Annotated in this window: 30 protein-coding genes and 2 rRNA genes; 24 read left to right on the forward strand and 8 right to left on the reverse strand. The window is 62.8% G+C overall.

The features are described from left to right. The 5 genes from KGZ40_04195 to KGZ40_04215 form a co-directional block, all read left to right on the forward strand. Positions 1 to 193: ribosomal RNA gene (locus KGZ40_04195) — 23S ribosomal RNA — on the forward strand; the annotation flags it as partial. A gap of 108 nt (positions 194 to 301) precedes the next feature. After that, positions 302 to 416, forward strand: a 5S ribosomal RNA gene (gene rrf / locus KGZ40_04200). Positions 417 to 613: 197 nt separating this feature from the next. After that, on the forward strand, positions 614 to 835 hold the full coding sequence (locus KGZ40_04205; protein MBS3956716.1) for a NifU family protein: 222 nt from the start codon (positions 614 to 616) through the stop codon (positions 833 to 835). A 301-nt stretch (positions 836 to 1,136) separates the two neighbouring features. Continuing rightward, positions 1,137 to 3,398, forward strand: coding sequence for a vitamin B12-dependent ribonucleotide reductase (locus tag KGZ40_04210; GenBank protein ID MBS3956717.1), 2,262 nt, complete (start codon positions 1,137 to 1,139; stop codon positions 3,396 to 3,398). A gap of 19 nt (positions 3,399 to 3,417) precedes the next feature. Next, positions 3,418 to 3,984 (forward strand): dCTP deaminase, encoded by a 567-nt coding sequence (locus tag KGZ40_04215; protein MBS3956718.1) that lies wholly within the window; start codon positions 3,418 to 3,420, stop codon positions 3,982 to 3,984. A 29-nt stretch (positions 3,985 to 4,013) separates the two neighbouring features. Here KGZ40_04215 and KGZ40_04220 read toward each other — a convergent pair whose 3' ends face one another. The 4 genes from KGZ40_04220 to KGZ40_04235 all read right to left on the reverse strand — a co-directional run bounded on the left by KGZ40_04220 (position 4,014) and on the right by KGZ40_04235 (position 7,899). After that, the gene (locus KGZ40_04220; protein MBS3956719.1) at positions 4,014 to 5,108 is read right to left on the reverse strand and encodes an FAD-dependent monooxygenase; all 1,095 of its coding nucleotides are present in this window, start codon (positions 5,106 to 5,108) and stop codon (positions 4,014 to 4,016) included. Positions 5,109 to 5,466: 358 nt separating this feature from the next. Next, positions 5,467 to 6,765, reverse strand: a complete 1,299-nt coding sequence (locus KGZ40_04225) for a DUF1015 domain-containing protein (protein ID MBS3956720.1) — start codon at positions 6,763 to 6,765, stop codon at positions 5,467 to 5,469. A gap of 149 nt (positions 6,766 to 6,914) precedes the next feature. Further along, complete coding sequence (locus KGZ40_04230; protein ID MBS3956721.1) at positions 6,915 to 7,217, reverse strand: AzlD domain-containing protein; 303 nt, start codon at positions 7,215 to 7,217, stop codon at positions 6,915 to 6,917. 25 nt (positions 7,218 to 7,242) lie between these two features. Continuing rightward, positions 7,243 to 7,899 carry an AzlC family ABC transporter permease gene (locus tag KGZ40_04235; protein ID MBS3956722.1) on the reverse strand — a complete coding sequence of 219 codons (657 nt, stop codon included), beginning with the start codon at positions 7,897 to 7,899 and terminating at the stop codon, positions 7,243 to 7,245. 255 nt (positions 7,900 to 8,154) lie between these two features. Here KGZ40_04235 and KGZ40_04240 point away from each other — a divergent pair, with 255 nt between their 5' ends. Beyond that, positions 8,155 to 8,547: a hypothetical protein gene (locus tag KGZ40_04240; GenBank protein MBS3956723.1), complete on the forward strand. Its 393-nt coding sequence runs from the start codon at positions 8,155 to 8,157 to the stop codon at positions 8,545 to 8,547. Between the two features lie 61 nt (positions 8,548 to 8,608). Here KGZ40_04240 and KGZ40_04245 read toward each other — a convergent pair whose 3' ends face one another. Continuing rightward, positions 8,609 to 9,316, reverse strand: coding sequence for a rhomboid family intramembrane serine protease (locus KGZ40_04245; GenBank protein MBS3956724.1), 708 nt, complete (start codon positions 9,314 to 9,316; stop codon positions 8,609 to 8,611). A gap of 89 nt (positions 9,317 to 9,405) precedes the next feature. Between KGZ40_04245 and KGZ40_04250 the strand changes: the two genes are divergently transcribed. From KGZ40_04250 to ruvB, 10 genes are all read left to right on the forward strand, one after another. Beyond that, positions 9,406 to 9,975, forward strand: coding sequence for a LemA family protein (locus KGZ40_04250; protein ID MBS3956725.1), 570 nt, complete (start codon positions 9,406 to 9,408; stop codon positions 9,973 to 9,975). 57 nt (positions 9,976 to 10,032) lie between these two features. Then, positions 10,033 to 10,917, forward strand: a complete 885-nt coding sequence (locus KGZ40_04255; protein MBS3956726.1) for a M48 family metallopeptidase — start codon at positions 10,033 to 10,035, stop codon at positions 10,915 to 10,917. A 1-nt stretch (position 10,918) separates the two neighbouring features. Continuing rightward, on the forward strand, positions 10,919 to 11,722 hold the full coding sequence (locus tag KGZ40_04260) for a prolipoprotein diacylglyceryl transferase (protein MBS3956727.1): 804 nt from the start codon (positions 10,919 to 10,921) through the stop codon (positions 11,720 to 11,722). Between the two features lie 280 nt (positions 11,723 to 12,002). Beyond that, a complete protein-coding gene (locus KGZ40_04265) occupies positions 12,003 to 13,088 on the forward strand; it encodes a DUF3048 domain-containing protein (GenBank protein ID MBS3956728.1) in 1,086 nt (361 codons plus the stop codon). A 121-nt stretch (positions 13,089 to 13,209) separates the two neighbouring features. After that, positions 13,210 to 14,106 carry a pyridoxal 5'-phosphate synthase lyase subunit PdxS gene (pdxS, locus tag KGZ40_04270; GenBank protein MBS3956729.1) on the forward strand — a complete coding sequence of 299 codons (897 nt, stop codon included), beginning with the start codon at positions 13,210 to 13,212 and terminating at the stop codon, positions 14,104 to 14,106. Between the two features lie 2 nt (positions 14,107 to 14,108). Continuing rightward, positions 14,109 to 14,696, forward strand: a complete 588-nt coding sequence (pdxT, locus tag KGZ40_04275) for a pyridoxal 5'-phosphate synthase glutaminase subunit PdxT (protein MBS3956730.1) — start codon at positions 14,109 to 14,111, stop codon at positions 14,694 to 14,696. 60 nt (positions 14,697 to 14,756) lie between these two features. After that, positions 14,757 to 15,512: a YebC/PmpR family DNA-binding transcriptional regulator gene (locus KGZ40_04280; GenBank protein ID MBS3956731.1), complete on the forward strand. Its 756-nt coding sequence runs from the start codon at positions 14,757 to 14,759 to the stop codon at positions 15,510 to 15,512. Between the two features lie 59 nt (positions 15,513 to 15,571). Then, on the forward strand, positions 15,572 to 16,066 hold the full coding sequence (gene ruvC, locus KGZ40_04285; GenBank protein ID MBS3956732.1) for a crossover junction endodeoxyribonuclease RuvC: 495 nt from the start codon (positions 15,572 to 15,574) through the stop codon (positions 16,064 to 16,066). Further along, positions 16,066 to 16,650, forward strand: a complete 585-nt coding sequence (ruvA, locus tag KGZ40_04290) for a Holliday junction branch migration protein RuvA (GenBank protein ID MBS3956733.1) — start codon at positions 16,066 to 16,068, stop codon at positions 16,648 to 16,650. The genes ruvC and ruvA overlap by 1 nt, the downstream gene beginning before the upstream one ends. 5 nt (positions 16,651 to 16,655) lie before the next feature. Beyond that, positions 16,656 to 17,723 carry a Holliday junction branch migration DNA helicase RuvB gene (ruvB, locus tag KGZ40_04295; GenBank protein MBS3956734.1) on the forward strand — a complete coding sequence of 356 codons (1,068 nt, stop codon included), beginning with the start codon at positions 16,656 to 16,658 and terminating at the stop codon, positions 17,721 to 17,723. A 15-nt stretch (positions 17,724 to 17,738) separates the two neighbouring features. Here the strand turns inward: ruvB and KGZ40_04300 are convergent, their stop codons facing one another. After that, the gene (locus KGZ40_04300) at positions 17,739 to 17,903 is read right to left on the reverse strand and encodes a hypothetical protein (GenBank protein MBS3956735.1); all 165 of its coding nucleotides are present in this window, start codon (positions 17,901 to 17,903) and stop codon (positions 17,739 to 17,741) included. Between the two features lie 223 nt (positions 17,904 to 18,126). Then, positions 18,127 to 18,474 carry a class II SORL domain-containing protein gene (locus KGZ40_04305; GenBank protein ID MBS3956736.1) on the reverse strand — a complete coding sequence of 116 codons (348 nt, stop codon included), beginning with the start codon at positions 18,472 to 18,474 and terminating at the stop codon, positions 18,127 to 18,129. Positions 18,475 to 18,609: 135 nt separating this feature from the next. Here KGZ40_04305 and KGZ40_04310 point away from each other — a divergent pair, with 135 nt between their 5' ends. From KGZ40_04310 to queA, 8 genes are all read left to right on the forward strand, one after another. Continuing rightward, positions 18,610 to 19,194: an isochorismatase family protein gene (locus KGZ40_04310; GenBank protein ID MBS3956737.1), complete on the forward strand. Its 585-nt coding sequence runs from the start codon at positions 18,610 to 18,612 to the stop codon at positions 19,192 to 19,194. Between the two features lie 75 nt (positions 19,195 to 19,269). Then, on the forward strand, positions 19,270 to 20,955 hold the full coding sequence (locus tag KGZ40_04315; GenBank protein MBS3956738.1) for a formate--tetrahydrofolate ligase: 1,686 nt from the start codon (positions 19,270 to 19,272) through the stop codon (positions 20,953 to 20,955). Then, positions 20,956 to 21,813, forward strand: a complete 858-nt coding sequence (gene folD / locus KGZ40_04320) for a bifunctional methylenetetrahydrofolate dehydrogenase/methenyltetrahydrofolate cyclohydrolase FolD (GenBank protein MBS3956739.1) — start codon at positions 20,956 to 20,958, stop codon at positions 21,811 to 21,813. A 1-nt stretch (position 21,814) separates the two neighbouring features. Then, positions 21,815 to 22,570, forward strand: coding sequence for a hypothetical protein (locus KGZ40_04325; GenBank protein ID MBS3956740.1), 756 nt, complete (start codon positions 21,815 to 21,817; stop codon positions 22,568 to 22,570). 223 nt (positions 22,571 to 22,793) lie between these two features. Beyond that, entirely contained in the window at positions 22,794 to 22,997 is a 204-nt protein-coding gene (locus KGZ40_04330; protein ID MBS3956741.1) for a cold-shock protein, read from the forward strand. A gap of 88 nt (positions 22,998 to 23,085) precedes the next feature. After that, entirely contained in the window at positions 23,086 to 23,736 is a 651-nt protein-coding gene (locus KGZ40_04335) for a TMEM165/GDT1 family protein (GenBank protein ID MBS3956742.1), read from the forward strand. Positions 23,737 to 23,791: 55 nt separating this feature from the next. After that, complete coding sequence (locus tag KGZ40_04340) at positions 23,792 to 24,388, forward strand: epoxyqueuosine reductase QueH (protein ID MBS3956743.1); 597 nt, start codon at positions 23,792 to 23,794, stop codon at positions 24,386 to 24,388. A 16-nt stretch (positions 24,389 to 24,404) separates the two neighbouring features. Further along, positions 24,405 to 25,439 (forward strand): tRNA preQ1(34) S-adenosylmethionine ribosyltransferase-isomerase QueA, encoded by a 1,035-nt coding sequence (gene queA / locus KGZ40_04345; protein MBS3956744.1) that lies wholly within the window; start codon positions 24,405 to 24,407, stop codon positions 25,437 to 25,439. Positions 25,440 to 25,448: 9 nt separating this feature from the next. Here the strand turns inward: queA and KGZ40_04350 are convergent. Beyond that, the coding region (locus tag KGZ40_04350) for a hypothetical protein (protein ID MBS3956745.1) at positions 25,449 to 25,857 on the reverse strand (409 nt) is incomplete at its 5' end.

The raw sequence follows: 25,857 nt of genomic DNA on the forward strand, positions 1-25,857 counted from the left end.
GGCACCGCTGGTTAGCTACGTTCGGTTTGGATAACCGCTGAAAGCATCTAAGCGGGAAGCCGGTCTCAAGATTAGGTCTCTCACTGGGTTAACCAGGTAAGGCCCCTCGTAGACGACGAGGTTGATAGGCTGCAGGTGTACGCACAGTGATGTGTTCAGCCGAGCAGTACTAATTGGCCGAGGTCTTGATCTCATTCGCGGAATCTTCAAGCGCTATGCAGCTCTCAGGGTGCGGGCGACCGCACCGTGTGAGGTGTTGACAACGGCATATCGATGCCGATGGCGAGAGCCGTCGGATGTGTTCAGTGGCTATGGCGGAGGGGGTACACCCGATCCCATTCCGAACTCGGCAGTTAAGCCCTCCAGCGCCGATGGTACTGCGGTGTAGGCCGTGGGAGAGTAGGACGTCGCTGAACACATCCGGCGGCTCTCTCGCATTCCAGCTCACGTACGTCATGAGAACGGGCTCTTGGCACGGATCTCGTGGGGGATGAACGGTGAGTGCGAGCAGGCCAGTATTCTTGAGCGAGTTTGTCAGGATTATGCTAGAATCCCGCCATGTCCGGTGCGCATCGGCCGTTGAACGGCAAGCGTATAGCGAAGGGAGCTCCCAATGCAGGAGCGTGTTGAAGCGGCTCTCGATAAGATCAGGCCCGCGCTTCAGGCCGACGGCGGTGACGTCGAGTTTGTCGAGATGACCGATGATGGCGTAGTGAAGGTCAGGCTCATGGGTGCCTGCCGCGGCTGTCCGATGTCTCAGCTCACACTGGCAAACGGTGTGGAACGTGTCCTCAAGGAGGAGATCCCTGAGGTCGTCCGAGTAGAGGCCGTATAGCCGTCACGTACGAACTTTGTCCACCTGGCTCGACCGGGTGCCACGACGGAGCTTCCGCTATGCGGGGCTCCGTCGTCTTGTATTGCCATTGCACGGGTTGTTCCGACCGTTCCGTGACGTAGCCCTACCGCTCGTCCACTCAATGCGCATCAGGCATTGACTCAGCATATGGTGTTGAGTTAGATTACGGGACGCAATATATAGTGTTTGTCTACAGCAATGGACTCGGCGACACCCGTCGGGTTCGCATCATCGGTATCCGTTGAAGGGGGCACTTCCAGTGGCCGGCCAGGAACGCACTATGACCTACTCACGGGCGATTGACGAGATTCTCACGCACAACTCGCTCAAGGTCTTGCAGAAGCGATACCTGACCAAGGACGACGAGGGTAGGGCCGTAGAGAATCCAAGCGACATGTTCATACGTGTCGCCGAGAACATCGCTTCCGCTGAGCGGGTGTGGGGTGCCGATGACGCACGTGTTGCTGAGATCGCGCACGATTTCTATGAGCTCATGACGTCACTCGAGTTCTTGCCCAACTCGCCTACCCTCATGAACGCGGGGCGAGACTTACAGCAGCTTTCAGCTTGTTTTGTCCTGCCTGTCGCTGACTCGATGGAGTCGATCTTCGGTGCGGTGCGCGACACCGCGATCATCCACAAGTCTGGGGGAGGGACAGGGTTTTCGTTCTCACGCTTGCGTCCCGCTGGCGATCAGGTCAGGTCAACGCAGGGTGTTTCCAGCGGCCCTGTCTCGTTCATGCGTGTTTTCAATCAAGCGACCGAGGCAGTCAAGCAGGGCGGAACCCGCCGAGGCGCAAACATGGGAGTGCTTCGTGTCGACCACCCGGACATCCTTGACTTCATCGAGTGCAAGGCCCACGGTGACTTCGCGAACTTCAACATTTCGGTGGCGTTGACCGAAGACTTCATGCAGGCGGTTAGGGACGGCCGCGAGTACCAGTTGCTAAATCCGCGCTCAGGCAATCCGGCGGGCACGCTTGACGCGCTCGAGATTTGGGACCGCATCGTCCAGATGGCGTGGGCAACCGGAGATCCCGGCATCATCTTCATCGACCGGATTAATCGCGACAACCCGACGCCCCTCCTCGGCGAGATTGAGTCGACTAACCCGTGTGGCGAACAGCCGCTTTTGCCGTACGAGGCGTGCAACCTGGGCTCGATCAACCTTTCCAAGTTTGTCGCCGCGAGCGAGGACGGTCCGGTTGTCGCTTGGGACCGCCTGGGCGATGTGGTCCACCGCGCGGTGCGCTTTCTCGACGACGTCATTGAGGTGAACCGGTATCCTCTATCCGAGATTGACGAGCTTGCGCGCGGAAACCGCAAAATCGGGTTGGGCGTCATGGGCTGGGCGGACATGCTCATCATGATGAACATCCCGTACGACTCCGAGGAGGCCGTCGCTCTCGGCGAGAAGGTGATGGGCTGCATCGACGCCGAGGGGAAGGCCGCATCGCGTAAGCTGGCGATGGAACGGGGCTCGTTTCCCAACTTTGCGGGGTCGATCTACGACACTCCGGACGGCGGGCCGATCCGCAACGCGACCGTGACGACGATCGCTCCAACCGGCACTCTCTCGATCATTGCGAACAGCTCCTCAGGGGTTGAACCCCTGTTTGCCGTCTCTTATGTCCGCACTGTCATGGACAATGACCGTCTCGTGGAGGTCAATCCTATGTTTGAGGAGGTCGCGGTCAAGCGTGGCTTCTACACGCAAGAGCTGATGTCGCTCATCGCTGATCACGGCACGGTTCACGGTATCGAGGACGTCCCCGAAGATGTCCAGCGTACGTTCGTTACCGCTCACGACATTGCGCCGGAGTGGCACATCCGCATGCAGGCGGCGTTCCAGACTCATACGGACAACGCGGTTTCAAAGACGGTCAATTTTGCCAGCGATGCGACGAGCGAGGATGTCCGCCGCGTCTACGATCTGGCGTATGAGCTCGGAGTCAAGGGAGTGACGATCTACCGCGACGGTTCGAAAGACAACCAGGTCCTGTCGACCGGCCGGACAGGGAAGAGTAACTCCGCGGTTACGACCCCGGTACGTCCCGGAGAGATCGAGCCGCGTCCGCGTCCGCTTGTAACAGAGGGCCGCACGGAGAAGATCCTCACAGGCTGCGGGAATCTGTACGTGACGGTGAACTGGGACGAAGAGGGCATGTGTGAAGTCTTCACCCAGATGGGCAAGTCGGGCGGTTGCGCCGCGAGCCAGTCTGAAGCGCTGTCCCGGATGATCTCCGTGTCACTGCGTGCCGGGGTTGATCCCGAGGCGATCATGAAGCACTTGCGCGGCATACGGTGCCCGAGTCCGAGTTGGACCGAGGGAGGCAAGGTGCTCTCGTGCGCCGACGCGGTTGGCATCGTGATGGAACACGCGCTCACCTATATGGAGACTGGCGAGGCTGGCCGCGGCGTCACCAAGTCGAGCGACACGCTCGACTACCTTTCGGGTGCGTGTCCTGAATGCGGCGGATCGCTGGAGCACGAGAGCGGCTGCGCCGTCTGCCGGTCGTGCGGTTTCTCCAAGTGCGCGTAGACGGATAGGAGCAATAGCCGTGGTCCTTTCCGATAGAAGCATCAAAGAGCAGTTGTTGGCAGGCAGGATCAGAATCGAGCCGTTCGATCCCGACGACATTCAGCCGTCGAGCGTCGACCTGCATCTCGGCCCTTCGTTCATGGTGTTCAGAAACTCGCGCTATCCGTACATAGATCCCTCGCGAGAACAGGCGGGGCTCATGGAGAGCGTGAGCGCTTCTGTCGAGGAGCCGTTCGTCTTGCATCCTGGCGAGTTCGTCTTGGGCACCACGGTTGAACGCGTGGTCCTGCCTGACGACATCGTGGCGCGCCTCGAAGGGAAGTCCTCGCTCGGTCGACTCGGACTGCTTATCCACTCGACAGCCGGATACGTCGATCCGGGCTGGGATGGCCGACTCACCCTTGAGCTCTCGAACGTCTCAAACCTTCCTATCGTGCTCATGCCGGGAATGCCGATCGGCCAGATGTCCTTCATGCAGATGACGACCCCGGTAGAGCGTCCGTACGGCACCCTTGGGCTCGGAAGTAAGTACCAGGGGCAGAGTGACACCACGCCGAGCAGGATGTACAGGAACTTCGAGCAGTAAGGCGCTCCTGTGTGCTTACTCCGGAGGCGCTAGAGTCCCTGCGTTACTTTACTGACGAGTGGAGTAGGCACGAATCCGGCAAGGTACTTGCCCCATGCGGACTCCATGAGCGGGAGCCACTTGAGTTTGCGGTGGATGTTCGCACCGATCTGACGGGTAGCTGCCGCATATGCTTCGAGCACGTGGGACGGCTCGTGGTTTGCGATCATCTCTCCAGCGTAGCGGCCTGAGTTCAGCGCGTATGAGATCCCCTCGCCCGATGTCGGGGACATGAATCCGCCCGCCTCGCCTGCGAGTATGATCCGTCCTCGGCCGGGCACGATGTCGCGCGCCGAGCGGACTGAGAGCGCGACACTCGCCTCGCGCCGCACCGTCTCTCCCAGTTGCGGCATGGCCGCGCGCAGAATGCTCAGCGTCTGGTCCTGCTTGAGGTAGGGACGTTTTGTCTTGGGGTAGTACACGGATCCGACAATCGCGATGTCGTCTTTGGGCACCACGTAAGAGTATGCGTAGGCGTCGCCGATGTTTCTCATGTAGATGCAGTCAAAGTAGGGCGGAAGATCTCCGCTGAGCCGGCAGAAGTCTTGCAGCGTCACGTATGTTGCTACGCTTCCCTCACCAAGCTCTCGCCGCACTGTTGAGCGGGCGCCGTCCGCTCCGACGAGGTTCTCACAGGTTACCGTGTACTCGGAGTCGCGCGACTTAAGCGTCGCGACGACGCGGTGAGCGTCCTGGGTGACCCCGATGACCGCGCATTCCGCAACGACGTCGACTGAGCTTGGAAGCAGCCGGAGCAGCCATTCGTCAAACTCGATCCTATCGACGTTCAGGAAGCGTAGCCCGGTTGGTTTGCGAATCTCGCGATCCCAGTCCACGTAGCGGAAGTTGACGTAGCTGGGGGAACGCACCATCGATTCAGGGAGTGGAGCGATATCGGCCAGGAACTGTTGCGCGAACTCGTTGAGCATGCCCCCGCAACTCTTGTCACGCGGCAGGCGGGAGGTCTCGACAACAAGGACGGAACCGCGTCGAGCGGCACCGAGGGCGGCCATCACGCCGGCCGGTCCCGATCCCGCGATGATCGTGTCGTAGTGCGGCTGTGGCGCTTCGCGCAGTGTGAACATGGGACTCCGGATCCGTAGGAAATGGGCGGTGAACGCAGTGTATGAACGATCATGAGCAGTGTATCATCGGCGTTATCGTGTGCGGGTCGAAGAAAGGGCGGATGCGGTGTCGAAATGCTGGGAGCAGCGTGGATGCGACGATGAGATGCAAGCCGAGTGTCCCCACTCGGCGGTACTGCACGATCGTTGTCCCACCAAGTGTGCGTTCTCGGGGTGCGACCGGCCGTCGTACGAACTGACGACCGACCCGATGCTCGTGTTTGAGCCCGAGATCGACCGGTGTGCGGCAATCCGGGAAAACTGCTTATACTGCGCGTTCTTCCTTACCCGCGGGCCTCGGCTGTAGTCCGGTGGCGGGCTAGTCCATCGCGCGCATAACGAGGCCGGAGAGCAGTTTGGGGTAGAAGTACGTTGATTTTTGCGGCATCGTCTCTCCGGAGAGCGCCACGGCGCGCATCTGATCGATCCGGGTGGCACGCAGGATGAACGAGACGTCGTGTGCCGTGGCGGAGTCGAACGCTTCGTCGGCGTCCTTGACAAACGACAGCCGGTCGAGAGACTCGGGGCGATCGGGGTGGATGCCGAGCAACGGATCGAGCACTAGCTCCTGGAGCACGGCGACGTCAAGTTCCTTCCACGCTCGAGAGCGATCGAGGCCGATCGCGGTTCCGAGGTCGATCTCGTTGCGTACCGTTGCCAGGAGCGGTGGCGTCCCGTCGCCCGTGGCGACTACGAAGCCAGGACGGTTTGCCGCATCGAGCGCTTCGCGAGCTGTCTCGCGCGACACTTCGGTGAGGTCGAAGGAGTCCGTGAGGGCGGCTCGGAAGGCGCCGGGATCGAACTCGCCTGCCACGCGGGCCACTCGATGCGTGGGCAGGATGACGAGTCCCGGATCGTCCATGTTGACGAGCGCCATCATGACGTAGTCGTACGCCGGATTAGCCGGGGTCACGCCGGCCGCGGCGTCTTGGGACCTTCGTTCGTCACGATAGGCGAGCGCGGTTGTGTAGCGGTGATGCCCATCGGCGATGAACACCTGCTTGTGTTCGAGAATCGTGGCGAGACTCGCGATGAGCTCGCGGTCGGTGAGCGCCCAGACATCAGATGTCACACCGTCCGCGTCGGTCGCACTTAGCGTCACTGGGCCACGTGTCGCCTCGGCGAAAATGCGCGCGGTCGATTGAGCCGGATCGGAAAAGAGGCCGAAAACTTGGCTGAAGTTCGCCGCACACGCCTTGGTGAGATTGAACCTATCACCGACGGCTTTGGGCAGCGTGCGTTCGTGCGGGAGCACCACTCCCTCCTCAAATGTGTGAAGCGCCACCTCGCCAATGAACGCTCGGCGCCGGATCTCAGCGCTCTCAAGTTCGTAGCGCTGTTCGAGCACGTAGATCGTTGGCATACGGTCGCGTACTACGACGCCGGAGTCGCGCCACTCGCGCCAGCGCTTGCGGCCCGTTTCGTAGCGGTTTCCTGGGGCGGCCGGATCGAGCGGGCCTTCTGGCAGCTCGAGCGCCACGATGTTGTGCGCGCTTCGTGCGAGCAGCCTGGCACGTTCCTGCTCCCCGATGACGTCGTAGGGGGGCGCGACTAAGGGCGTGACATCAGCGGCCGAACGGGTGTAGGTGAAAGCCTTGAACGGACGTACGCGTGCCACGGGCAGGTCCTCTCATCGACTCGGACACTCTGAAGGGTCTGCGCTCGCCAGGAGCTTGGTTCGCGGCACCGGGCCGGTTCCTGAAGTCTACCCGACGCTGATCGCGTCAACCAGCGGATGCGATGATGCGGAGACGCTCATCGGGGCCGTCAGAGCGCTCCCCAATCGAGGAGCGCTCTCACAGCGACGAAGAAGAGAACGCCTGCGAGTGTCGCTCCCAAAAAAGAGCGCGTCTTCGCGTACACCAATGCGGTAGGTACTGTCGCGAGCAGATACGGGTTGCTGAGCGTGAGCAGGTACTCTCCGTCCGGGCGAAGCACCTCGCCCGCGACGAGAGCGCCCATCACGGCCGCAGGCACGAGGCCGAGCCATCGTCCGATAGGTTCCGGCAAGGCAAGCCGCGATACGATGGCGATGGGTGGGAATCGTACGAGGAAGTTCGCGAGCGCCATGAGAACGATCACCGTCCAGATGTAGTCATCGCTCACGGAAACTCACCGCCCCTATCGTCGCGGCGCCCATCGACGCTATCACGATGATCCAGCTGTCAGGAAGGGGAAGACCGATGTTTGAAAGTGCGGGCAGCGCGATTGCGAGAACTCCCGCGAGCGCCGCTACAGCGATGTGCCGACGCTCCTCGGCAAGCGCTATCAGAAGCGCGATGAACATCGCGGGCATCGCGAAGTCCACGCCCCAGCGAGAGGGATCACCTATCCACCCGGCCGCCAGCGCGCCGATGGCCGTCCCTGCTACCCAGCCGCACCACGCGACAGCGCCTACTCCCGCCATGGACGCACCGGTGGAAAGCGCGCGGCGACGGTCGTTCACGTTCACGGCGAACGTCTCGTCAGTGAGGGTGAATGCGAGCAGCGCTTGTTGAGGCAGCGGCATTCCTCTCAAATAGGGTGAGAGTGTCGCGCCGAACAGGACGTAGCGCAAATTGACCACAGTGGTCGCCATGATGACCGCGGTCACGTCCGCTCCGTCTTGCATCAAGTTGAGTGCGATGAACTGTCCGGCACCCGCGAGAGCCGTGGCGGAGCACACCACCGCCTGCACTGTGGTGAAGCCGATCGTGGTCGCGATGACCCCGAAAGCCATCCCGACAGGAACGTATCCAAGGAAGATGGGCATGCCAAGAGAGGCGCCTCGGCGGAAGCGCGCTTGCCGGGAGCAGGTGCGCTCACGGTTGTTGTCTGCGGCCGATTGGATCACGACGGCGATAGTAGCACCTCTCCCCGCGCAAATGGCAGGATTCTTGCGGTCCGGTTTTTGCGGCCCCGCGGTGCGTGAGGCCGCCGGGGCTCGCGTGCAGATTCCATTCGCGGCGACGCTTCGCACCCTGTACAATGTATCTGAGGGAGCGCATGTCCCGAGGAGGCGAGTGTGGTGGAGTTCGTCATCGAGTGCCCCGTCGACGGACCGGTCGAAGTGTCCCTCGAAGACATCGACACCGTGATCGTGCGTGAATCCGAGAGCGCGGACATCGTCTTTACGTGCCCGGTCTGTGGGGCGGAAGTCAGGGTCACGGTTCGCGTCCCGTCGTTTCTCCTCTCGGCCATCGAGTCACTGGCCGAGGAGAGCGGAGGTCAGACATTCCCGCTCGCGGGCGTGGTCGCGTTGAGCATCGATATCGAGTATGCCGAGGGTGCTGCCGGACTCAACGGACTCACCGGGCACGACGATGGACGCGCCGATGCGTACTGTGAGTACTTCCGCCGCCAGCTCGACTCGATTACCTGCGTCGATGATGTTCTCGCGCAGATCGACTCGGAGACCTGAGGCCTTGTAGCGAACCCCGCGCTCCGAGGGTGCCGCCGGATGTCGGCTGCCGGAGTATGCGCTATCGGGATGCTGTGAATCGCCTCTTGCGGCGGTTTCGCCGCTTTCGCCACTCCGCGATCCATGCAGGTACGGTCACGATGATTCCCGCGACGAACCCGCCGACATGCGCCCACCACGCGACCCCTCCGCCGGCCGTATCCGCCAGTATCGATCCGGCGCCTTGGATCACTTGCACGAGGAACCAAAAACCGATGACGAACGCGGCGGGAACACGCGCGAGTTCGATGATGAAGAAGATGGGTATCGCGACCACCACGCGGGTTCGCGGGTAGAGCACCAAGTACGCGCCGAGCACACCCGCGATCGCTCCGCTCGCGCCGAGGAGCGGGATGTCCGACGCGCCCTCCACGCCGAGGTGCGCAAGGGTGGCGGCGACCCCGGTGACAAGGTAAAACGCGAGGAATCCGAGGTGGCCGAACCGATCCTCGATGTTGTTGCCGAAGATCCAGAGGTAGAGCATGTTTCCAGCTATGTGCAGCCAGCCACCGTGTAAGAACATCGCCGTGAGAAGCGTAAGGAGCACCGCGGGTGAGGTCGGCTCGGCGGCAAGGTGGGCGGGGGTGAACGCCCACGTGGCGATAAGTGCGAGTAGTTCTTCGTCAGAGAGCGAAAGTTCGTAGGCGAAGACCGCGATATTGGTGATCAATAGCGCAACGGTGATGAAGGGGAACCGCTTTGTCGGCAGGTCGTCCCGGAGAGGAATCATCGGCATGTCGATTCTGCTACCATTGTGAGCGCGAGTTTAACGTACGCCACGGGCTACGTGCCACGTAGGCGAACGAACGAGGAGGCTTGATGGAGTTCGGATTGTTCGCGATGTTGTGCGGAGGAGCGGGTGCGCTGGCGTTCCTGCTTGCCGTCGCTGTGGTTGTGCTCTACAACCGGCTTATCGTGCTGCGCAACCGGGTCGACAACGCGTGGTCACAGATCGACGTCCAGCTGCGTCGCCGATACGACCTGATTCCCAATCTCGTGGAGACCGTCAAGGGCTACATGACGCACGAAGCTGAGACGCTCCAAAACGTCACTGAGGCGCGAAACGTAGCGATGCACGCTGGCAGCGTCAAAGAACAAGGTGCAGCGGAGAACATGCTGTCATCGACTCTCAAGAGCTTGTTTGCGGTGGCCGAGGCGTATCCTGACCTGAAGGCCAACGAGAACTTCATGATGTTGCAGGAAGAGCTCTCCGGCACGGAGAGCAAGATCGCGTACGCGCGTCAGTTCTACAACGACTCGGTCATGAGCTTTAACACCGCTGTCCAGAAATTTCCTGCAAACATTCTTGTGGGCACTCTCGGCTTCACCGAGCGCGACTACTTCGAGATCGAGGTCGAGGCGCGCGAGGCTGTCAAGGTTCAGTTCTAGCAAAGGGAGGAAGACCCGCGGATCGAATGTGTTCTCCGCAGGTCCGGTGACGCCCCGATGTACGATCAGATAGCCGTAAACAAGTTTAAGAGCGCCGGGCTGGTTGTGTTCTTCATGGCGCTCGTGCTCGCTGTAGGGTGGGCGTTCGCGTACTTGACGGATGCCGGTCCGCTCGGACTGGTGCTCGCTGTTGTCGTCGTGTTCGCGATGACCTGGGGGTCGTACTGGTACTCCGACCGAATCGTGCTCTCGATGAGCCGGGCGCGCCCTGTGGACCGGGAACGTGAGCCCTACCTGGTCAATATCGTTGAAGGCCTTGCGATTGCGGCCGGTCTGCCGACGCCTCGCGCGTACGTCATCGATGACCCCGCGCCAAACGCGTTCGCTACGGGCCGCAATCCGCAAAATGCCGCGATCGCAGTGACGACCGGACTCCTGGAGAAGCTCGATAGGCTCGAGTTGGAGGGGGTCATCGCTCATGAGCTCGCGCACATCAAGAACTACGACACTCTCGTCCAGACGCTAGCGGCGGTGATGGCGGGCACGATAGTCCTGCTTTCCGATTGGATGCTGCGTACCATGTTTTGGGGTGGCGGGCGCCGCCGTGAGGGGCAGGGTGGCGGTCACGCGATCCTCATGTTGCTCGGACTCGCGCTCATGATCCTCGCACCTGTGTTCGCCGCGATCATCCAGATGGCGATCTCGCGCAAGCGAGAGTTTCTTGCCGACGCGAACGGCGCGCTACTCACGCGCTATCCGGACGGCCTCGCAAACGCGCTTCGCAAGATCGCCGCTGACACCAATCGTCTGAGTGTCGCCAACAAGGCGACAGAGGCGCTCTTCATCTACAACCCGCTTCGTGATTATGGCGGGGGATTGAACTCGCTGTTCAACACTCATCCGCCTATCGAAGAACGTATCGCCAGACTGGAGGCGATGTAGTGTGGCGGCGCTGATCTATCCGTCGATCGACCCGGTGATCTTTGCCGTCGGCCCTGTTGCGGTGCGATGGTACGGTCTTGCGTACGTAGCCGGGTTCGTCGCGGGTGCGCTGGTGTTGCGGTGGCTCTCTCGTCGCTGGGACGTGGGACTGTCCGATGACGACGTGGTGAGCGCTCTTCTGTGGGGCGCGGTCGGCTTGTTGCTTGGCGCCCGCGTCGGCTACGAGGTTTTTTACGGCTTAGATCGCGTGTTGGCTGACCCGCTGTCGTTCTTCCGGATATGGGAGGGAGGGATGTCGTTTCACGGTGGGCTCATCGGACTCATCATCGCGGGCATTTTGCTCGCGCGACGCATCGGCATCCCATTCTTGCGACTTGCCGACATGGTGGCCGTAGGCGCGCCTATCGGTATCTTCTTTGGGCGGATCGCCAACTTCATCAATGCAGAGCTGTGGGGAAGGGTCACCACGGCACCGTGGGGCATGGTGTTTCCTGGTGCTGGTCCGCTGCCGAGACACCCATCCCAGCTCTATGAGGCCGCGCTCGAAGGGGTGCTGCTGTTCGCGGTGTTGCTCGTGTTGGCGCGCCGTCGCCGAGCCGACGGATTTTTACTCGGCGCGTTTTTGTCGCTGTACGCGATTGCACGGTTCTTCGTGGAGTTTGTGCGAGAACCGGACGCTCATCTGGGAGCCGTTCTCGGCTGGATGACGATGGGACAACTTTTGACGATCCCGATGTTAGTCGCGGGAACGTGGCTCCTCGTGCGAGCCGTGCGGCACGGCAGCAGCGGTCAGGCTCAGCCGTGAGAAGGGCATATCGAACCCGGCGTCTTCCAGCAGGGAGCGGGAGTGTTGAGGCACTTCACGCTCTCAGAAGGTGAAAGGGGAGCCGGGGGGTTGCAGTGCGCGCAGAAGAACCTCGGCACTGAGCCTACGAGATCTTTGAGTTCGGGGTCGTCGTAGGGAGCCGCGTCGGGCTGTTCGACGATGTGGAGCAGATAGCATGACATACGAGACACTGTAGTGTGGTAGCGCGATCGGGGCAATGCGGCACGGCTTGCGAGATGCGGACTATCAGGGAGGCCGTGTGAGAAAGCTTTGGAAGAATCATAGGATGCTCGTGATCATCGCCGGAGCGGTGGCGTCTCTCGCGCTTGCCGCCGTTGCCGCCGCGGTCATTCTCGGTGCGGGAGAGTTTCAGGAGCCGCCAGCGCCCGAGGTGACTTCGGCGTGGCCGGTAGCCGAGCGAGAGCGCACGATCCCGCGGCCGCCCGAGCCGGTTCGGTGGCCGCTCACCGGCATCGACGCCGTTGATGCGGAGGCGCCAGCCGCAACGCGAATCGTCTCGGTGAAGATCGAGAACTCACCGGCTGCGCGCCCGCAATCCAATCTCGACAAGGCAGACGTCGTCTACGAGACGCTCACCGAAGGCGGCATCACCCGATTCAACGCGTTGTACCACAGCGAGGGTCCCGCCGATGTTGGACCGGTTCGCAGTGCCCGCATGTCCGATACCCAGGTCGTCCCGCAGTACGGCGCCCTGTTCGCGAATTCGGGATCGAGCACCGGGGTGAACCGTGCGCTACGCGCCGCCGGGATAGAGAATCTCAACCATGGGAGCACGGGAGTCGCGTATCGCCGGTCGCAGAGAAGGTCTGCGCCCCACAACCTGTACCTTGATGTCTCCCGCATCCGGGAAGTCGCCGCGGAACGCGGTCTGGCCACCACTCAGCGCCTCGAAGGCTTCGAGTTTTCGCCCGCGGTCGAATCGACGCTCGCCACGGTGCGGATCACCGTCCCGTTCTCCCGGGCCAATACGGTCGCGTGGACGTATGACGCCGAGGAGAACGTCTACCTGCGGGTCAACAACGGTTCGCCACACGTCGACGCCGTGTCCGGGGAGCAGTATTCGGCACGCAACGTGGTTGTCATGTGGGCTAGGACGAGCGCGACCGGACCATCCGGCATTGGCGGGACGACCCTTGAGATATCCCTTGTCGGTTCGAACCGGGCGACCGTCTTTCGTGACGGTGTGCGCATTGACTGCATGTGGGAGGCGAGCGCGGACAAGCCACCTGTGTTTCGCGATCCCGCTGGGCGGATCGTGCGGCTCGCTCCGGGAAACACGTGGTTCCAGGTGATTCCTGCCAACGTTGATATTGTCATCGAGTAAATGCGATTCTCGGCGGGCGGGGCGCTTGTCCCGCTTTGCGGAGCGCGGGTACAATCCAGTGACCGCGCCACCTCCCGGGCTGGTTGAACCGTACCGCCCTGAAAAGTAAGGAGCTCCGCACGTGAGTGAATCCACTGTTGAAACCGGTACGCTCAGGGTGAAGACCGGTCTGGCCGAGATGCTCAAAGGCGGCGTCATCATGGATGTCGTCAACGCCGAGCAAGCCAAGATCGCTGAAGACGCCGGTGCCGTCGCCGTCATGGCGCTCGAACGGGTTCCGGCTGACATTCGCGCCGTTGGCGGTGTGGCCCGCATGGCGGACCCGAGCAAGGTCGTCGAGATAATGGACGCCGTCACGATCCCGGTCATGGCCAAATGCCGCATCGGCCACTTTGTTGAGGCGCAGGTGCTTGAGTCGCTCGGTGTCGACTACATCGATGAGTCCGAGGTGCTCACGCCCGCAGATGAGCAGTACCACGTTGACAAGCGGGAGTTCACCGTGCCTTTTGTCTGCGGCGCTCGTGATCTGGGCGAGGCGCTCCGCCGGATTGCCGAGGGCGCGGCGATGCTTCGCACCAAGGGAGAGCCGGGCACCGGTAACGTCGTGGAGGCGGTCCGCCACATGCGTACCATGACCGATGGCATCGCATGGGCATCGAGCATCCGTGCCGAGCAGCTCTATGACGCCGCCAAACAACTCGGCGCTCCGGTCGAACTCGTCCGGTGGGTACGCGAGCACAAGCGGCTTCCGGTGGTCAACTTCTCGGCAGGCGGCATCGCGACCCCCGCCGACGCCGCGCTCATGATGCAGCTTGGGTGCGATGGCGTGTTCGTGGGATCTGGCATTTTTAAGAGCGGAGACCCGTCCTTGCGTGCGCGTGCGATCGTCGAGGCGACGACGCACTTCGAAGACCCGGATGTGATCGCGAGGGTTTCGCGTGACCTCGGTGAAGCGATGGTGGGGATCAACATTTCCGAGATTCCCGACGCAGAGCGGATGCAGGAGCGGGGCTGGTAGCCGTGCGCGTCGGCGTGCTTGCCCTTCAGGGGGCGTTTCGCGAGCACATCGTGATTCTTGGGGCGCTCGGCGTGGAGGCAGACGCGATCCGTAAGCCCGAGCAGCTTGCCGCGTGCTCCGGGCTCATCGTGCCGGGTGGCGAGTCAACCGCGATCGCCAAGCTCATGAAAGCATACGATTTCTACGATCCGATCATCCAGCACTACGGTGCGGGACTGGCTGTGTGGGGAACGTGCGCGGGCGCGATCCTGCTTGCGAGCGGGATCATCGACGCGGTCGAAGGGCAGCGCGGACTCGAACTCATGAACATCGTTGTACGGCGCAACGCGTTTGGACGGCAGGCCGCGTCATTTGAGGCCGATCTTGATATTGCTGATCTTGCGGGCGGCGCGTTTCGCGGAGTATTCATCAGGGCCCCGTGGATCGAGAGCGTGGGTAAGTCGGCGCGCGTGCTCGCGACCCACGACGGTCACGTCGTCGCGGCGAGGCAGGATAGCCTTCTTGCGACAGTATTTCATCCAGAACTTACGGGTGATGTGCGCATGCATGCGTACTTCGTCGAGGAGGTCATCGGTTCTGCACGTCGATGATCAGGCGTGCCGCTCGGCCATCGGCGTGATACCCGCAACTCCACGAAGGGACTCCGGGCAATGGCAGGTCATTCGAAGTGGGCGACGACGAAGCATCGTAAGGCTGCGCAGGACAAGAAGCGCTCCGCGCTGTTTAGCAAGTTGTCGCGCATGGTCACGGTGGCCGCTAAAGCCGGCGGCGATCCTAATCCCGAGAACAACGCGTCGCTTGCGGCAGCTATCGCGAAGGCGAAGAGCTACTCTCTGCCCAAAGACAAGATAGAGAGCGCGATCGCTAAAGCGTTTGGCCCTGGCGGGGGCGCGAACTACGATGAAGTGGTGTACGAGGGATACGGTCCAGCTGGTGTCGCCCTCTACATCGAGGCGTTGACCGACAACCGCAACCGGACCGCGGCAGACGTGAGGAGCGCCTTCTCGCGGGCGGGCGGAAACCTCGGAGCGAGCGGATCGGTTGCGTTTCAGTTTGAGCGAAAGGGCGAGATTGCGCTCGAGACCAAGGGACTTCCAGACGAAGATGAACTGATGCTCCTGGTCGCCGAGGCAGGCGGTGAGGACCTCGTTGGCGGGAGCGGCGAGTGGTTTGTCTACACCGCTGCCGGTGATGTGATGGGAGTGAAGGCGGCACTGGATGAGGCGGGTATCCCCGTCAAAGGCGCCGAGCTCGTCATGGAGCCGGTCACTACGACGGCGGTCACAGTCGAAGAAGCCAAGAAGGTGCTCCGTCTCGTCGATGCGCTTGAGGACCATGACGACATCCAGGCGGTCTACCACACGATGGAGCTCACAGCCGAGATACAGGCTGCACTCGAAGAGTGAGGTGCGCGGTGGTATCCTGAACGTATGTTCGATTCCCGCCCGAGGAGGTGTGTGTTCGCGTGGTGATACTCGGCATCGATCCAGGACTCGCAAACACCGGTTGGGGCGTAGTAGAACAGGATGGCTCGCGATTCCGCTGTATCGCGTACGGTTGCGTAGAGACCGCGCCGGGCACCCGGTTGCCTGATCGGCTCGCCGAGATACACGACGCTCTCAGGGCGGTCGTCGACAGGTATCAGCCACACTCGTGCGCGATCGAGAACGTGTACTTCTCGATCAATGTTAAGACGGCGTTTGCGACCGGACAGGCACGCGGCGTCGCGCTTTTGGCCACGAGAGGGCTTTCGGCAGGGACGGCGGAGTATGGTCCCGGCGAGGTGAAGCTTGCCGTGGTGGGCACTGGATCGGCCCAAAAGAAGCAGGTTCAGTACATGGTCCGTTCGATTCTCGGTCTTGCGGAGGAACCCGCTCCCGATCATGCCGCTGACGCCTTGGCTCTCGCTATCTGCCACGCGAACAATCGCCGAGGAGTACTAGCTGAGGAAGGGTGCTGATGATCGCGACGCTGACCGGACGTGTCGCGTTCCAGGGAACCGCTCACTGCGTCATCGATGTGGGCGGCATCGGTTTCAGGCTTGCGATGTCGACCGGCTCACTTGCGGGGTTGCCGCACATCGGCGACACAGTGACTGTGCACACGTATCTGCTCGTACGGCCCGAAGAGCTTGCGTTGTTCGGTTTTGAGAGCGAGTCAGAAAGGGAGTTGTTCGAGCGGCTCATCACCGTGAGCGGCGTCGGTCCCAAAGTCGCGCTCGCGGCGCTTTCCACGTGGAGTCCGCCGGAGATGATAGAGGCTATCGTCACCGAGGACACGGCCGCTATAACTTCGATACCTGGAGTCGGCAAGAAGACGGCCCAGCGGATCATCCTCGATTTGAAAGACGCGCTTGGCGCGCCGCCGGCTGGCGCGAGGGTGCCGCTAGGATCAGGCGGCGCGGTAGCGGAGACACGTGACGCGTTGCTCACGATGGGATTCTCTTCAGCCGAAGTCGCCTCTGTGCTCGGTGGTGTTGACGCGAAGATGAGCTCAGCTGAGCTACTGAAGATGGCGCTCAGGCGGCTGGGAGGTGGCGCGTGAGCACGATCTGGGAGAATCCGGACGCGAAATATGGGGCCACGGACCCCGAACGGCTCGTCTCGGCGGAACATACAGTTGACGATGTCGAGATCGACCGGACGCTTAGGCCTCGGCTGCTTGACGAGTACCTCGGCCAGACGCGTGTCAAGAAGAATCTTGCGGTGCTCATCGACGCCGCCCGCCACCGGGACGAGGCACTCGATCACGTCTTGCTGTCGGGTCCGCCTGGTCTCGGGAAAACGACGCTTGCGGGCGTAATCGCCGCGGAACTGGGTGTGCGGTTCAAGACGACGAGCGGCCCGGCGATTGAGCGCGCGGGTGACCTCGCTGCGATTCTGACGAACCTGGAAGAGCGTGACGTGCTCTTCATCGATGAGATTCACCGGCTCAATCGCGCAGTCGAGGAGATACTCTACCCCGCGATGGAGGATTACTCGCTCGACATCGTCATAGGCAAAGGACCGGCAGCGCGTTCGCTCAGGCTTGAGTTGCCCCGGTTCACGCTTATAGGCGCCACCACGCGAACCGGGCTTCTCACCGGACCCCTGCGCGACCGCTTTGGCATGGCGTTTCGGCTCGACTACTACTCCACCAGCGAACTCGCGGCGATCGTGCGGCGCTCGGCCGGAATTCTCGGCGTGCTGATCGATGAGCAAGGCGCCGAGGAGGTGTCACGGCGTTCGCGTGGCACCCCGCGGCTCGCCAATCGTCTGCTCAAACGGGTCAGAGACTACGCGCAGGTGCGTCACGAGGGACACGTGACGGAAGGCATCGCCGCGGAGGCCCTCGCGTTTTTCGAGGTCGACCATCTCGGTCTCGATCCGATGGATGTCGCGATCTTGCAGACACTCGCGCACAAGTTCAGCGGAAGACCGGTCGGGCTCAATACGCTTGCGGCGGCGGTGGGAGAGGAGCCGGACACACTAGCCGATGTCTACGAGCCGTTCTTGCTCCAGCTCGGATTTTTGGCGAGGACTCCGCAGGGACGTCAAGCGACCGTGCGTGCATACGAGCACCTGGGGCTCGCTGTGCCTGATGGTGATAAAGCCGGAACGCAGGACGGGCTATTCTGAGACAGAAGCGGCCGTTCACGCGGCTCCGGCCACACCGACCCGGCGGCGGCGTGGTGCGATGTGTCCAAATGTCCGGCTGTTCAGGTATGCCGCGAACTGGGTACGCTCGACGCTGAGCTTGTAGTCGTAGAGCCAGCGAGTGGTAGCGTCCGCGGTCGACCCGACGAGGGCATAGTGCACGAGGGCGCATCCTTGCGGCAGCCCTGATTCGGTGTCAGCCGATCTCCAGTACGTGCAGGCACACCCCTCACAGGGTGCCTCTACTCCGAGTGCGTGCTTGAGTCCACACCACATGGCTGCCACCTTCCGACATGCATATGATACCCAATATCTCGGCATGTCGCTACCGAACGGCTACAAAACTCTGACGAACGGTAGTTTTGTGGTGCGACCAGTGGTTGAGTTACACGGATATCTCGGCGGCCCAGAGACCGTGCAGGTTACAGTACTCGACCGCCCGAAGTGTCGTGCCGCTCGGTACCGATACAACGAAGCTGACATCAGGAGAAGCGGCGACGGGAGCTAGGTCGACGCGAACGATTGGGGCACCGTCAGCGTAAAGCTCAATCCACTGGATGAAGTGATCGGGCTGGTTAGGGTGGGACACGTAATGTCCCACGACGATCGTGACACGGACGGAGTCGCCGTCGCGCTCAGCCGAGATGAATGGAGTGTGCTTGCGCTCGAAATCGCTTGCCGCGTCCAGGTCGACGATGTGGTTCACAGGGCCGAGTATGGGGGCGTCGCTCATGGGTTCCTCCTTGGCTTCGAGACCAGACTTGCGCGGCGGCTTCCAGATGGGACCGCGAACAGTCTATACCCGTCAGGCGCGTCCGGATAGAATCGGCGTGAAGCCAGCGCGGCACCCGATCGAGGAGCGTGGGCGATGTTGAAAGGATACGATCAGATGATCGCCCGCCAGGCGTTCACCCTTGTCGTCGTCGACGTCCAGGAACGTTTAGCTGCCGTGATGGATGAGCGGGACCGGGTAGTCGCGGCGGCGGCCCGGTTGGCTCGAACCGCCGCCCTGTGCGGCGCTCCCATCATCGTCACCCGCCAGTATCCGCGCGGGCTGGGTTCGACACTCCCCGAACTCGAGGAGGTACTCGTTGAGCTCGCCCAGTGCGGGGCAAGCGTGCTTGGTGTCGACAAGATGGCGTTTTGTTGCGCGGCGGAGCCAGACTTCGTCGAGGCGCTGCGTTCTACCGGCCGGTCACAGATTGTGCTGTGCGGCATGGAGACGCACATCTGCATAGCGCAGACAGCGCTGGCTCTCATCGCCGAGGGCTACGCGGTGCACGTCGCGGCCGACGCGTGCTGCTCTCGCGAGCGTGAGGCGCATGACGCCGCGCTCGCGCGTATGCGGCACGCCGAGGCCGTCGTGACGTGGAGTGAGTCGGTCATGTACGAGGCGGTGGGTACCGCCGGAACCGACGAGTTCAAGAAGCTGCTTGAGATAGTCAAGGCATAGTACACTACCTGCTTATCGGCATCGTCCGTACCGCGTCGGCCTTACCTGCATTATGAGGAGGGGGGACACGCTTCTGTGCTGTCCGACATCGATATCGCTCATCGCGCCACCCTCAGGTCGATAACCGACGTCGCGTCGGACGCGGGCATTGACCCCGCGACACTCGAGATGTACGGGCCGTACAAGGCCAAGGTTCCGGGTGCGGGTCCCGGGGCACCCGTCAACGGGCGGTACGTGGTCGTGACAGCGCTCACCCCCACACCGTTCGGTGAGGGAAAGACGCTCACTGCCGTTGGTCTCGGCCAGGCGCTTCGCGCGCGAGGCAAGCGGGCGTTCACCTGTATCAGGCAGCCTTCGCTTGGTCCTGTGTTTGGCATCAAAGGAGGGGCAGCGGGCGGAGGTTACGCGCAGGTGGTCCCGATGGAGGATCTGAACCTGCATCTGACCGGCGACGCACACGCGGTTTCGAGCGCTCACAACCTGTGTGCCGCGGTAATCGACAACCACCTCTATCACGGCGGACACCCCGCGATCGATCCACACGCGGTGACGTGGCGGCGAGTCGTCGACATTTCGGACCGCGTGTTGCGAGACACGGTGGTAGGTCTCGGAGGCCGTGCGAACGGCACGCCTCGGGAGACGGGATGGGACATCACGGCCGCTAGTGAGCTCATGGCCGTGCTCGCTCTCGCCGAGGATCTTGCGGACCTGCGTGTCCGTATCGGCCGCATCGTGGTAGCGACGAGCCGCGACGGTCGGCCGATCACGGCCGAGGACCTCGGGGTTGCGGGGGCGATGACCGTTCTCATGCGCGATACGGTCAAGCCGACTCTGCTGCAAAACCTTGACGGCGGCCCCGTGCTCGTCCACGCCGGTCCCTTCGCGAACATCGCGCAAGGCAACAACTCGATCATCGCCGATCGCGTCGCTCTTGCTCACGGTGAGTACGTGGTGACGGAGTCTGGTTTCGGAGCCGACATGGGTTTCGAGAAGTTCATGAACATCAAGTGCCGCGCAAGCGGCTTGCGTCCGGACTGCGCCGTGCTTGTCTGCACGGTGCGGGCGCTCAAGGTGCATTCAGGGCGCTACGACGCGCGCCCCGGAGTGCCGCCGGATCCAGGTCTCGTTGCCGAAAACCTCGACGCCCTTACCGCAGGGCTCGATAACCTTCGCGCACACGTGGACATCGTGCATGGCTTCGGCGTGCCGGTTGTCGTAGCGGTCAACCGTTTCGCCACCGACACCGACGCGGAGCACGCGCTCGTGTGCGAGGCGGCTCGCGAGATGGGTGCGCATGCCGCGGTATCACACACCATGCACGGCTACGGCGCGCCGGGGGGCATTGATCTCGCGGACGCGGTCATCTCGGCCAGTGCCCTAGCGAGCGTTGACCGGCTGACGTATGGTGACGATACGGGTCTTGCCGAGAAGATCGAAGCCGTGGCTACCGGTGTCTACGGTGCCGCGGCGGTCGAGTTCTCGCCGACGGCAAGGAGAGCTATCGAGCTGTACGCCGAGATGGGCTATGCCACCCTTCCCGTATGTATGGCCAAGACGCACCTCTCTCTTTCACACGACCCGGCGTTGAAGGGCAGGCCGAGCGGATGGGTTTTGCCGGTGCGAGACATTCGCCTCTCTGCAGGAGCGGGGTTCTTCTACGCGCTGTGCGGCGATGTGCTGACGATGCCCGGATTGCCGCTCAGGCCCGCGGCTTCGGGTATCGACATAGATGCCGACGGTAACGTGAAAGGATTGTTCTAGATGGCAATCATCATCGACGGAAACGAAGTCGCGGCATCCGTGTTGCGAGACGCGACCGTACGGGCCGCTCGATTGGCTGGGTCCGGAGTGACCCCCGGTCTGGCTGTCGTGCTTGTGGGAGACGACCCGGCTTCCGCGACGTACGTGAACATGAAGGAGCGCGACTGCGAGAAGGTTGGCGTGCGCAGCTTTGACCACCGCTACCCGGCTCAGATCACGCAAGCTGAGCTTGAGGCCGTTATCGACGAGTGCAACGTGGACCCTGATGTCCACGGAATTCTCGTACAGATGCCGCTTCCGGCTCATCTCGACGCGGAGCGGGCGATCGCGCGCGTCGATCCCGCTAAAGACGTGGATGGCTTTCACCCCGCCAACCTTGGACGGCTCGTGCGGGGGCTCGACGCGCCGCTCGCATGTACGCCGCACGGCGTCATAAAGATGCTCGAGCACCACGGCATAGGTTTGGAAGGCGCCAACGCGGTTGTCGTCGGCCGATCAACGATTGTCGGAAAGCCTTTGGCGCTCATGTTGCTCGCGCACGATGCGACGGTCACCGTGTGCCATAGCCGGACACGCGATCTAGCGGCGGTGTGTCGCACGGCCGACGTGCTGGTTGTGGCGGTGGGGCGTCCGGCCATGGTGACCGCCGAGTTTGTAAAGCCCGGAGCGATCGTGATCGATGTTGGTATCAACCGGGGTGCTGAGGGTCTCGTGGGCGATGTCGACTTCGCTTCTGTGGAGCCAGTAGCATCGGCGATCACGCCGGTGCCAGGTGGTGTGGGTCCGGTGACCCGGGCCATGCTCGTGTCCAACACCGTGGACGCCGCCGAGGCTGCCACGCGCACGCGAGGAACCTGAGATGCTCGCTACTTTGAGCGCCCGTGTTGCGCTACACAGCATCGTCCTTGCCGCTGTCGGGATATGCGTGTTTGGCGCGATCGCACCGCCAGCGCTCGGGGAGCCTGTGCCGCTTACCGGAGCGCCGATGGAGGTCCAGGTGTGGCCGGGGGGTGAGGCCGGGTACATGCTCTTCATCGTGACAGGCCGTGTCCCCGCTGACGTCGCGTTGCCCGCTGTTGTCCGGTTTCCGCTTCCGGCCAACGCGCAGGTGCTCTGGTCAGGAGAGATCCTCGGCGGTCGGCTCGAAGACGATCCGGCACGGCAGTACACGGTCGTCGAGACTCCCACTGGAAGAGCAATCGAGTTCACCGCCGAGGAGACCCGGACCGTTCAGTACGAGGCTGTCGGCTATCCCCTCGCGTTTGAGGACGGGCTGGTTACGGCGCGCTTCGAGTGGGTGCAGAGCGTGCCAGTCGACGAGGTGGTCTTTTCCGTGAGGGTCCCCGCCACAGCCGAGGTTGTGAACATCGATCCGGCACCGGCCGGACCGCCCGCGTTCAACGAGGGCGGCGATCGGCTCTACGTGCTCACCCCGCTAGCACTGCCTGAGGGAGCGCGTCAGGAGATCACTGTCGCTTACGGAGATCGGGGTGCGGACGTGTCGGGCGCGACGGGCGGCACGGTGCTCAGGTGGGTCGGACTCGCGCTCGGATTCGCGGTGGCCGCGCTCGCAGTCGTACTGATTTGGGAGAAGCGCCGCCGAGCGAATGCCTGAGGCGGCTGGCGCATCAACCGCATCCCGCCACCGATATTGCCGGCTTCTGCGACGTATGTGTAGAATCGGTCAAGTGGCCCGTACGGGCCGAGGAAAGCGCGGCAGGTTTGCCGAAGATTGCGTCACTGCGACACCGTACCACCTTGTGGGGGGTCACTGGGGACGTCATGCGGCAAGCGGTCGCACGGTGTGACCCCGTGTGGGGGTGGAAGGATGAGTACGAATGGCAGAAGGTGTCGTTAAGTGGTTCAACCCGGACAAGGGCTACGGCTTCATTTCGCGTGAGGACGGAGATGATCTGTTCGTCCACTTCAGCGAGATCGAGATGGACGGGTTCAAGACCCTTGAAGAGGGTCAGACCGTCGTCTTCGAGGTCACCACGGGGCAGAACGGCAAGCTGCAGGCGAGCAGCGTTCGCAAGGCATAATACGGCTGCAGCCATACGATGTCTTGAACGGGGACGGCTTCCATGAGGGGCCGTCCCTTCCTATGAGCGGCGGGCTGGAGGGTGCGGGGTGACAGAGGTCTTCATCGTCGCTGCGGCGCTCGTAGCGCTTGCTGAGCTCGGTGACAAGACCCAGGTGCTCTCGCTCGTGCTCGCGTCGAGGTATCCCTCTCGCTGGGTATTCGCCGGGGTTCTTGTGGCTATTCTTGCACTCCAGGCGCTCGCGGTCATGGCGGGCGGTCTCATCGGCACTGTGTTGCCTCGAGCGCCGCTCGCCGTGGTGACGGTCGCGCTGTTCATCGTGTTCGGGGTGTGGTCGCTTCTCGATGCGGGGAGGGACGGGGACGAAGGCGAAGGCGAGGTTGCGCTCGCGCGGCGGGGTGCCATGCCGGTCGTCGCACTCGTCGCGGGGGCGTTTTTCATGGCCGAGCTGGGAGACAAGACGCAGATGCTGACGCTCGCGATCGCAGCGGATCCGGCTGCCGCGGGAAGGACGCTTTCGCTCGTGGGCGCGACGCCGGACCTTCCCGAGGGCGGCCTCGCGACGTACCTCGCCGTCTGGCTTGGTTCTACGGCCGGAATGATCGCGGTGAACGGTGCGGCGATCATGCTCGGCTCGGTTCTCGGCGCACGGTTGCCGCGTCCGATCGTCGCGCGCGTCTCAGGCGTGGCGTTCATCGTGTTTGGCGTGCTCATTGGCGCGGCTCACCTGCTTTCGTGAGTTCAGCCAACAGGCGGCGGGGGACGGGTGCGGCGGTTGCGCTACGATGTCGCGCATGGCGATTGTAGAAGAAGCATCGAGTGAAGTTCGCGAGCGGCTCCGCGTCGCTTTGCATACGTGTTGCGGACCGTGCCTGCTTGAGCCGTACCGCGCGCTGCAAGCGGATCATGAGGTGTTTGCCGTGTTCGCTAACCCAAACATCTACCCCGCCGAGGAGTACGAACGAAGAAGCCACACTCTGCTCGAGTATGCCGCCCGAGTTGGCATCGGAGTGATTGAGGTAGCGTACGATCCCGCGCTATGGGCAGGCGCGACACGGTTTACGGTTGCTGACCGGGCGAAGCGATGCCGAGCGTGCTACGAGCTACGGCTTTCCATGACCGCCGCAGAAGCGGTCCGCACCGGCTGTGACACGCTGGCGACGACACTCTCTGTCAGTCCATACCAAGACGCCCACGCGATAGGCGAGGTGGGCACTGCCGTCGCGGCCGCTGCGGGATTGAGGTGGTTGGGTGCCGAGTGGAGCTCGCGGTATCCTGTTGCGACCAAACGCGCACGCGCGCTGGGGATGTACCGCCAGAGCTACTGCGGATGCGTGCCGAGCATACGTGAAGCCGAGGAGTCTAGAAGAGCGCGGAGATCCCGGCGCTGAAGGGTGGAGGAGTGTCGTGCGTACCGATGATTTCGACTACGAGCTACCGAGCGGCCGCATAGCGCAGGAGCCGGTCGAGCCGCGCGATTCATGTAAGCTGCTCGTCATCGACCGGTTGAGCGGCCAGATAGATCACAGGCGCTTCTTCGAGCTGCCCGAGTATCTTGACCGCGGGGACGTGCTTGTCGTCAACGAGACGCGGGTGCTGCCCGGGCGCCTCGTAGGCGAGAAAGAGGGTACCGGCGGGGTCGCCGAACTGCTGCTTCTTCGTGAGCGCTACGAAGACACGTGGGAGTGCCTTGCGAAGCCGGGGAGACGTCTTGCGCCCGGCGCGCATCTCGTGTTCGGGGGCGGGGCGCTCAGGGCGCTCGTGCTCGACGTGATTCCGGAGTCGGGAGGACGTCTTGTTCGCCTGACCGCTCCTGACGGGCGTGTGCGTGACGCGATCAGGCGCATCGGTGAAGTCCCGCTGCCGCCCTACATCACGCGCCGTCTCGAAGACCCGGAGCTCTACCAGACCGTCTACGCTCGCGAAGAGCGGTCGGCCGCGGCACCCACCGCCGGACTCCACTTCACGCCGGAGTTGTTAGAGAGGGTGGAGGCAAGTGGAGTGCGCATAGCCCGGATACAGCTCGATGTTGGGGTCGACACGTTTCGCCCCGTTGCCGAGGACGACCCGCACGATCATCACATTCACTCCGAGCACATCGAAGTCAGCGAGCGTGCCGCGAGTGACATCAACGAGGCGCGCGAGCGGGGGAAACGCGTGATCGCTGTGGGTACGACAGTTGTTCGCACGCTTGAGAGCGCGTGGGACGCAGATGAGAGGGCTGTGCTTCCGCGTGCGGGAACCACTGAGCTTTACATTCTTCCGGGACACCGTTTCGAAGCGATTGACGCAATGATCACGAACTTCCACACGCCGCGCTCGACGCTCCTCATGCTGGTGAGCGCTTTCGCAGGCAGAGACCTCGTGATGGGGGCGTATGAGACAGCGCTCGCCGAGGGGTACCGGTTCCTCTCGTTTGGCGACGCGATGCTGATCAGATAGCGCTCGATGTCACGGTCCGACCGGCTGCCACCATGTCCACTCGACGCTTTCGGCGCCTGGTGCGAGGGCAAAGCCGTCGCGCGCATCCGTGCCGGGTCGTACGAACACCGGAGTGCCCGCGTCATCGGTACCCGCTGGCACAAACGTAGGTGACCCATCGGTCGATGCCGGCCGCGGAATCCCTGACGGAAGACCAACAGCCGTGTCAAACGAGTCGATAGCGTCGGCTTTCAGGCCGAACACGCTCCCGGCGAGCATGCGCTCGACGCGCTCGAAGCGCAGGAAGCGGTCATCCCCGGCATCCACGATGATCGCGCGGGCGCCGTTGACGGTCCACGCGTCAAGGCGTTGGGGCGAAGACGCGGAGTCGAGCGCCGACGTGACCGATCCCGCCGAAGGACCGGCGGGCGCGCCTTCC

The organism is Clostridiales bacterium (assembly GCA_018333995.1).
Classification (GTDB): Bacteria; Actinomycetota; Coriobacteriia; order Anaerosomatales; family SLCP01; genus JAGXSG01.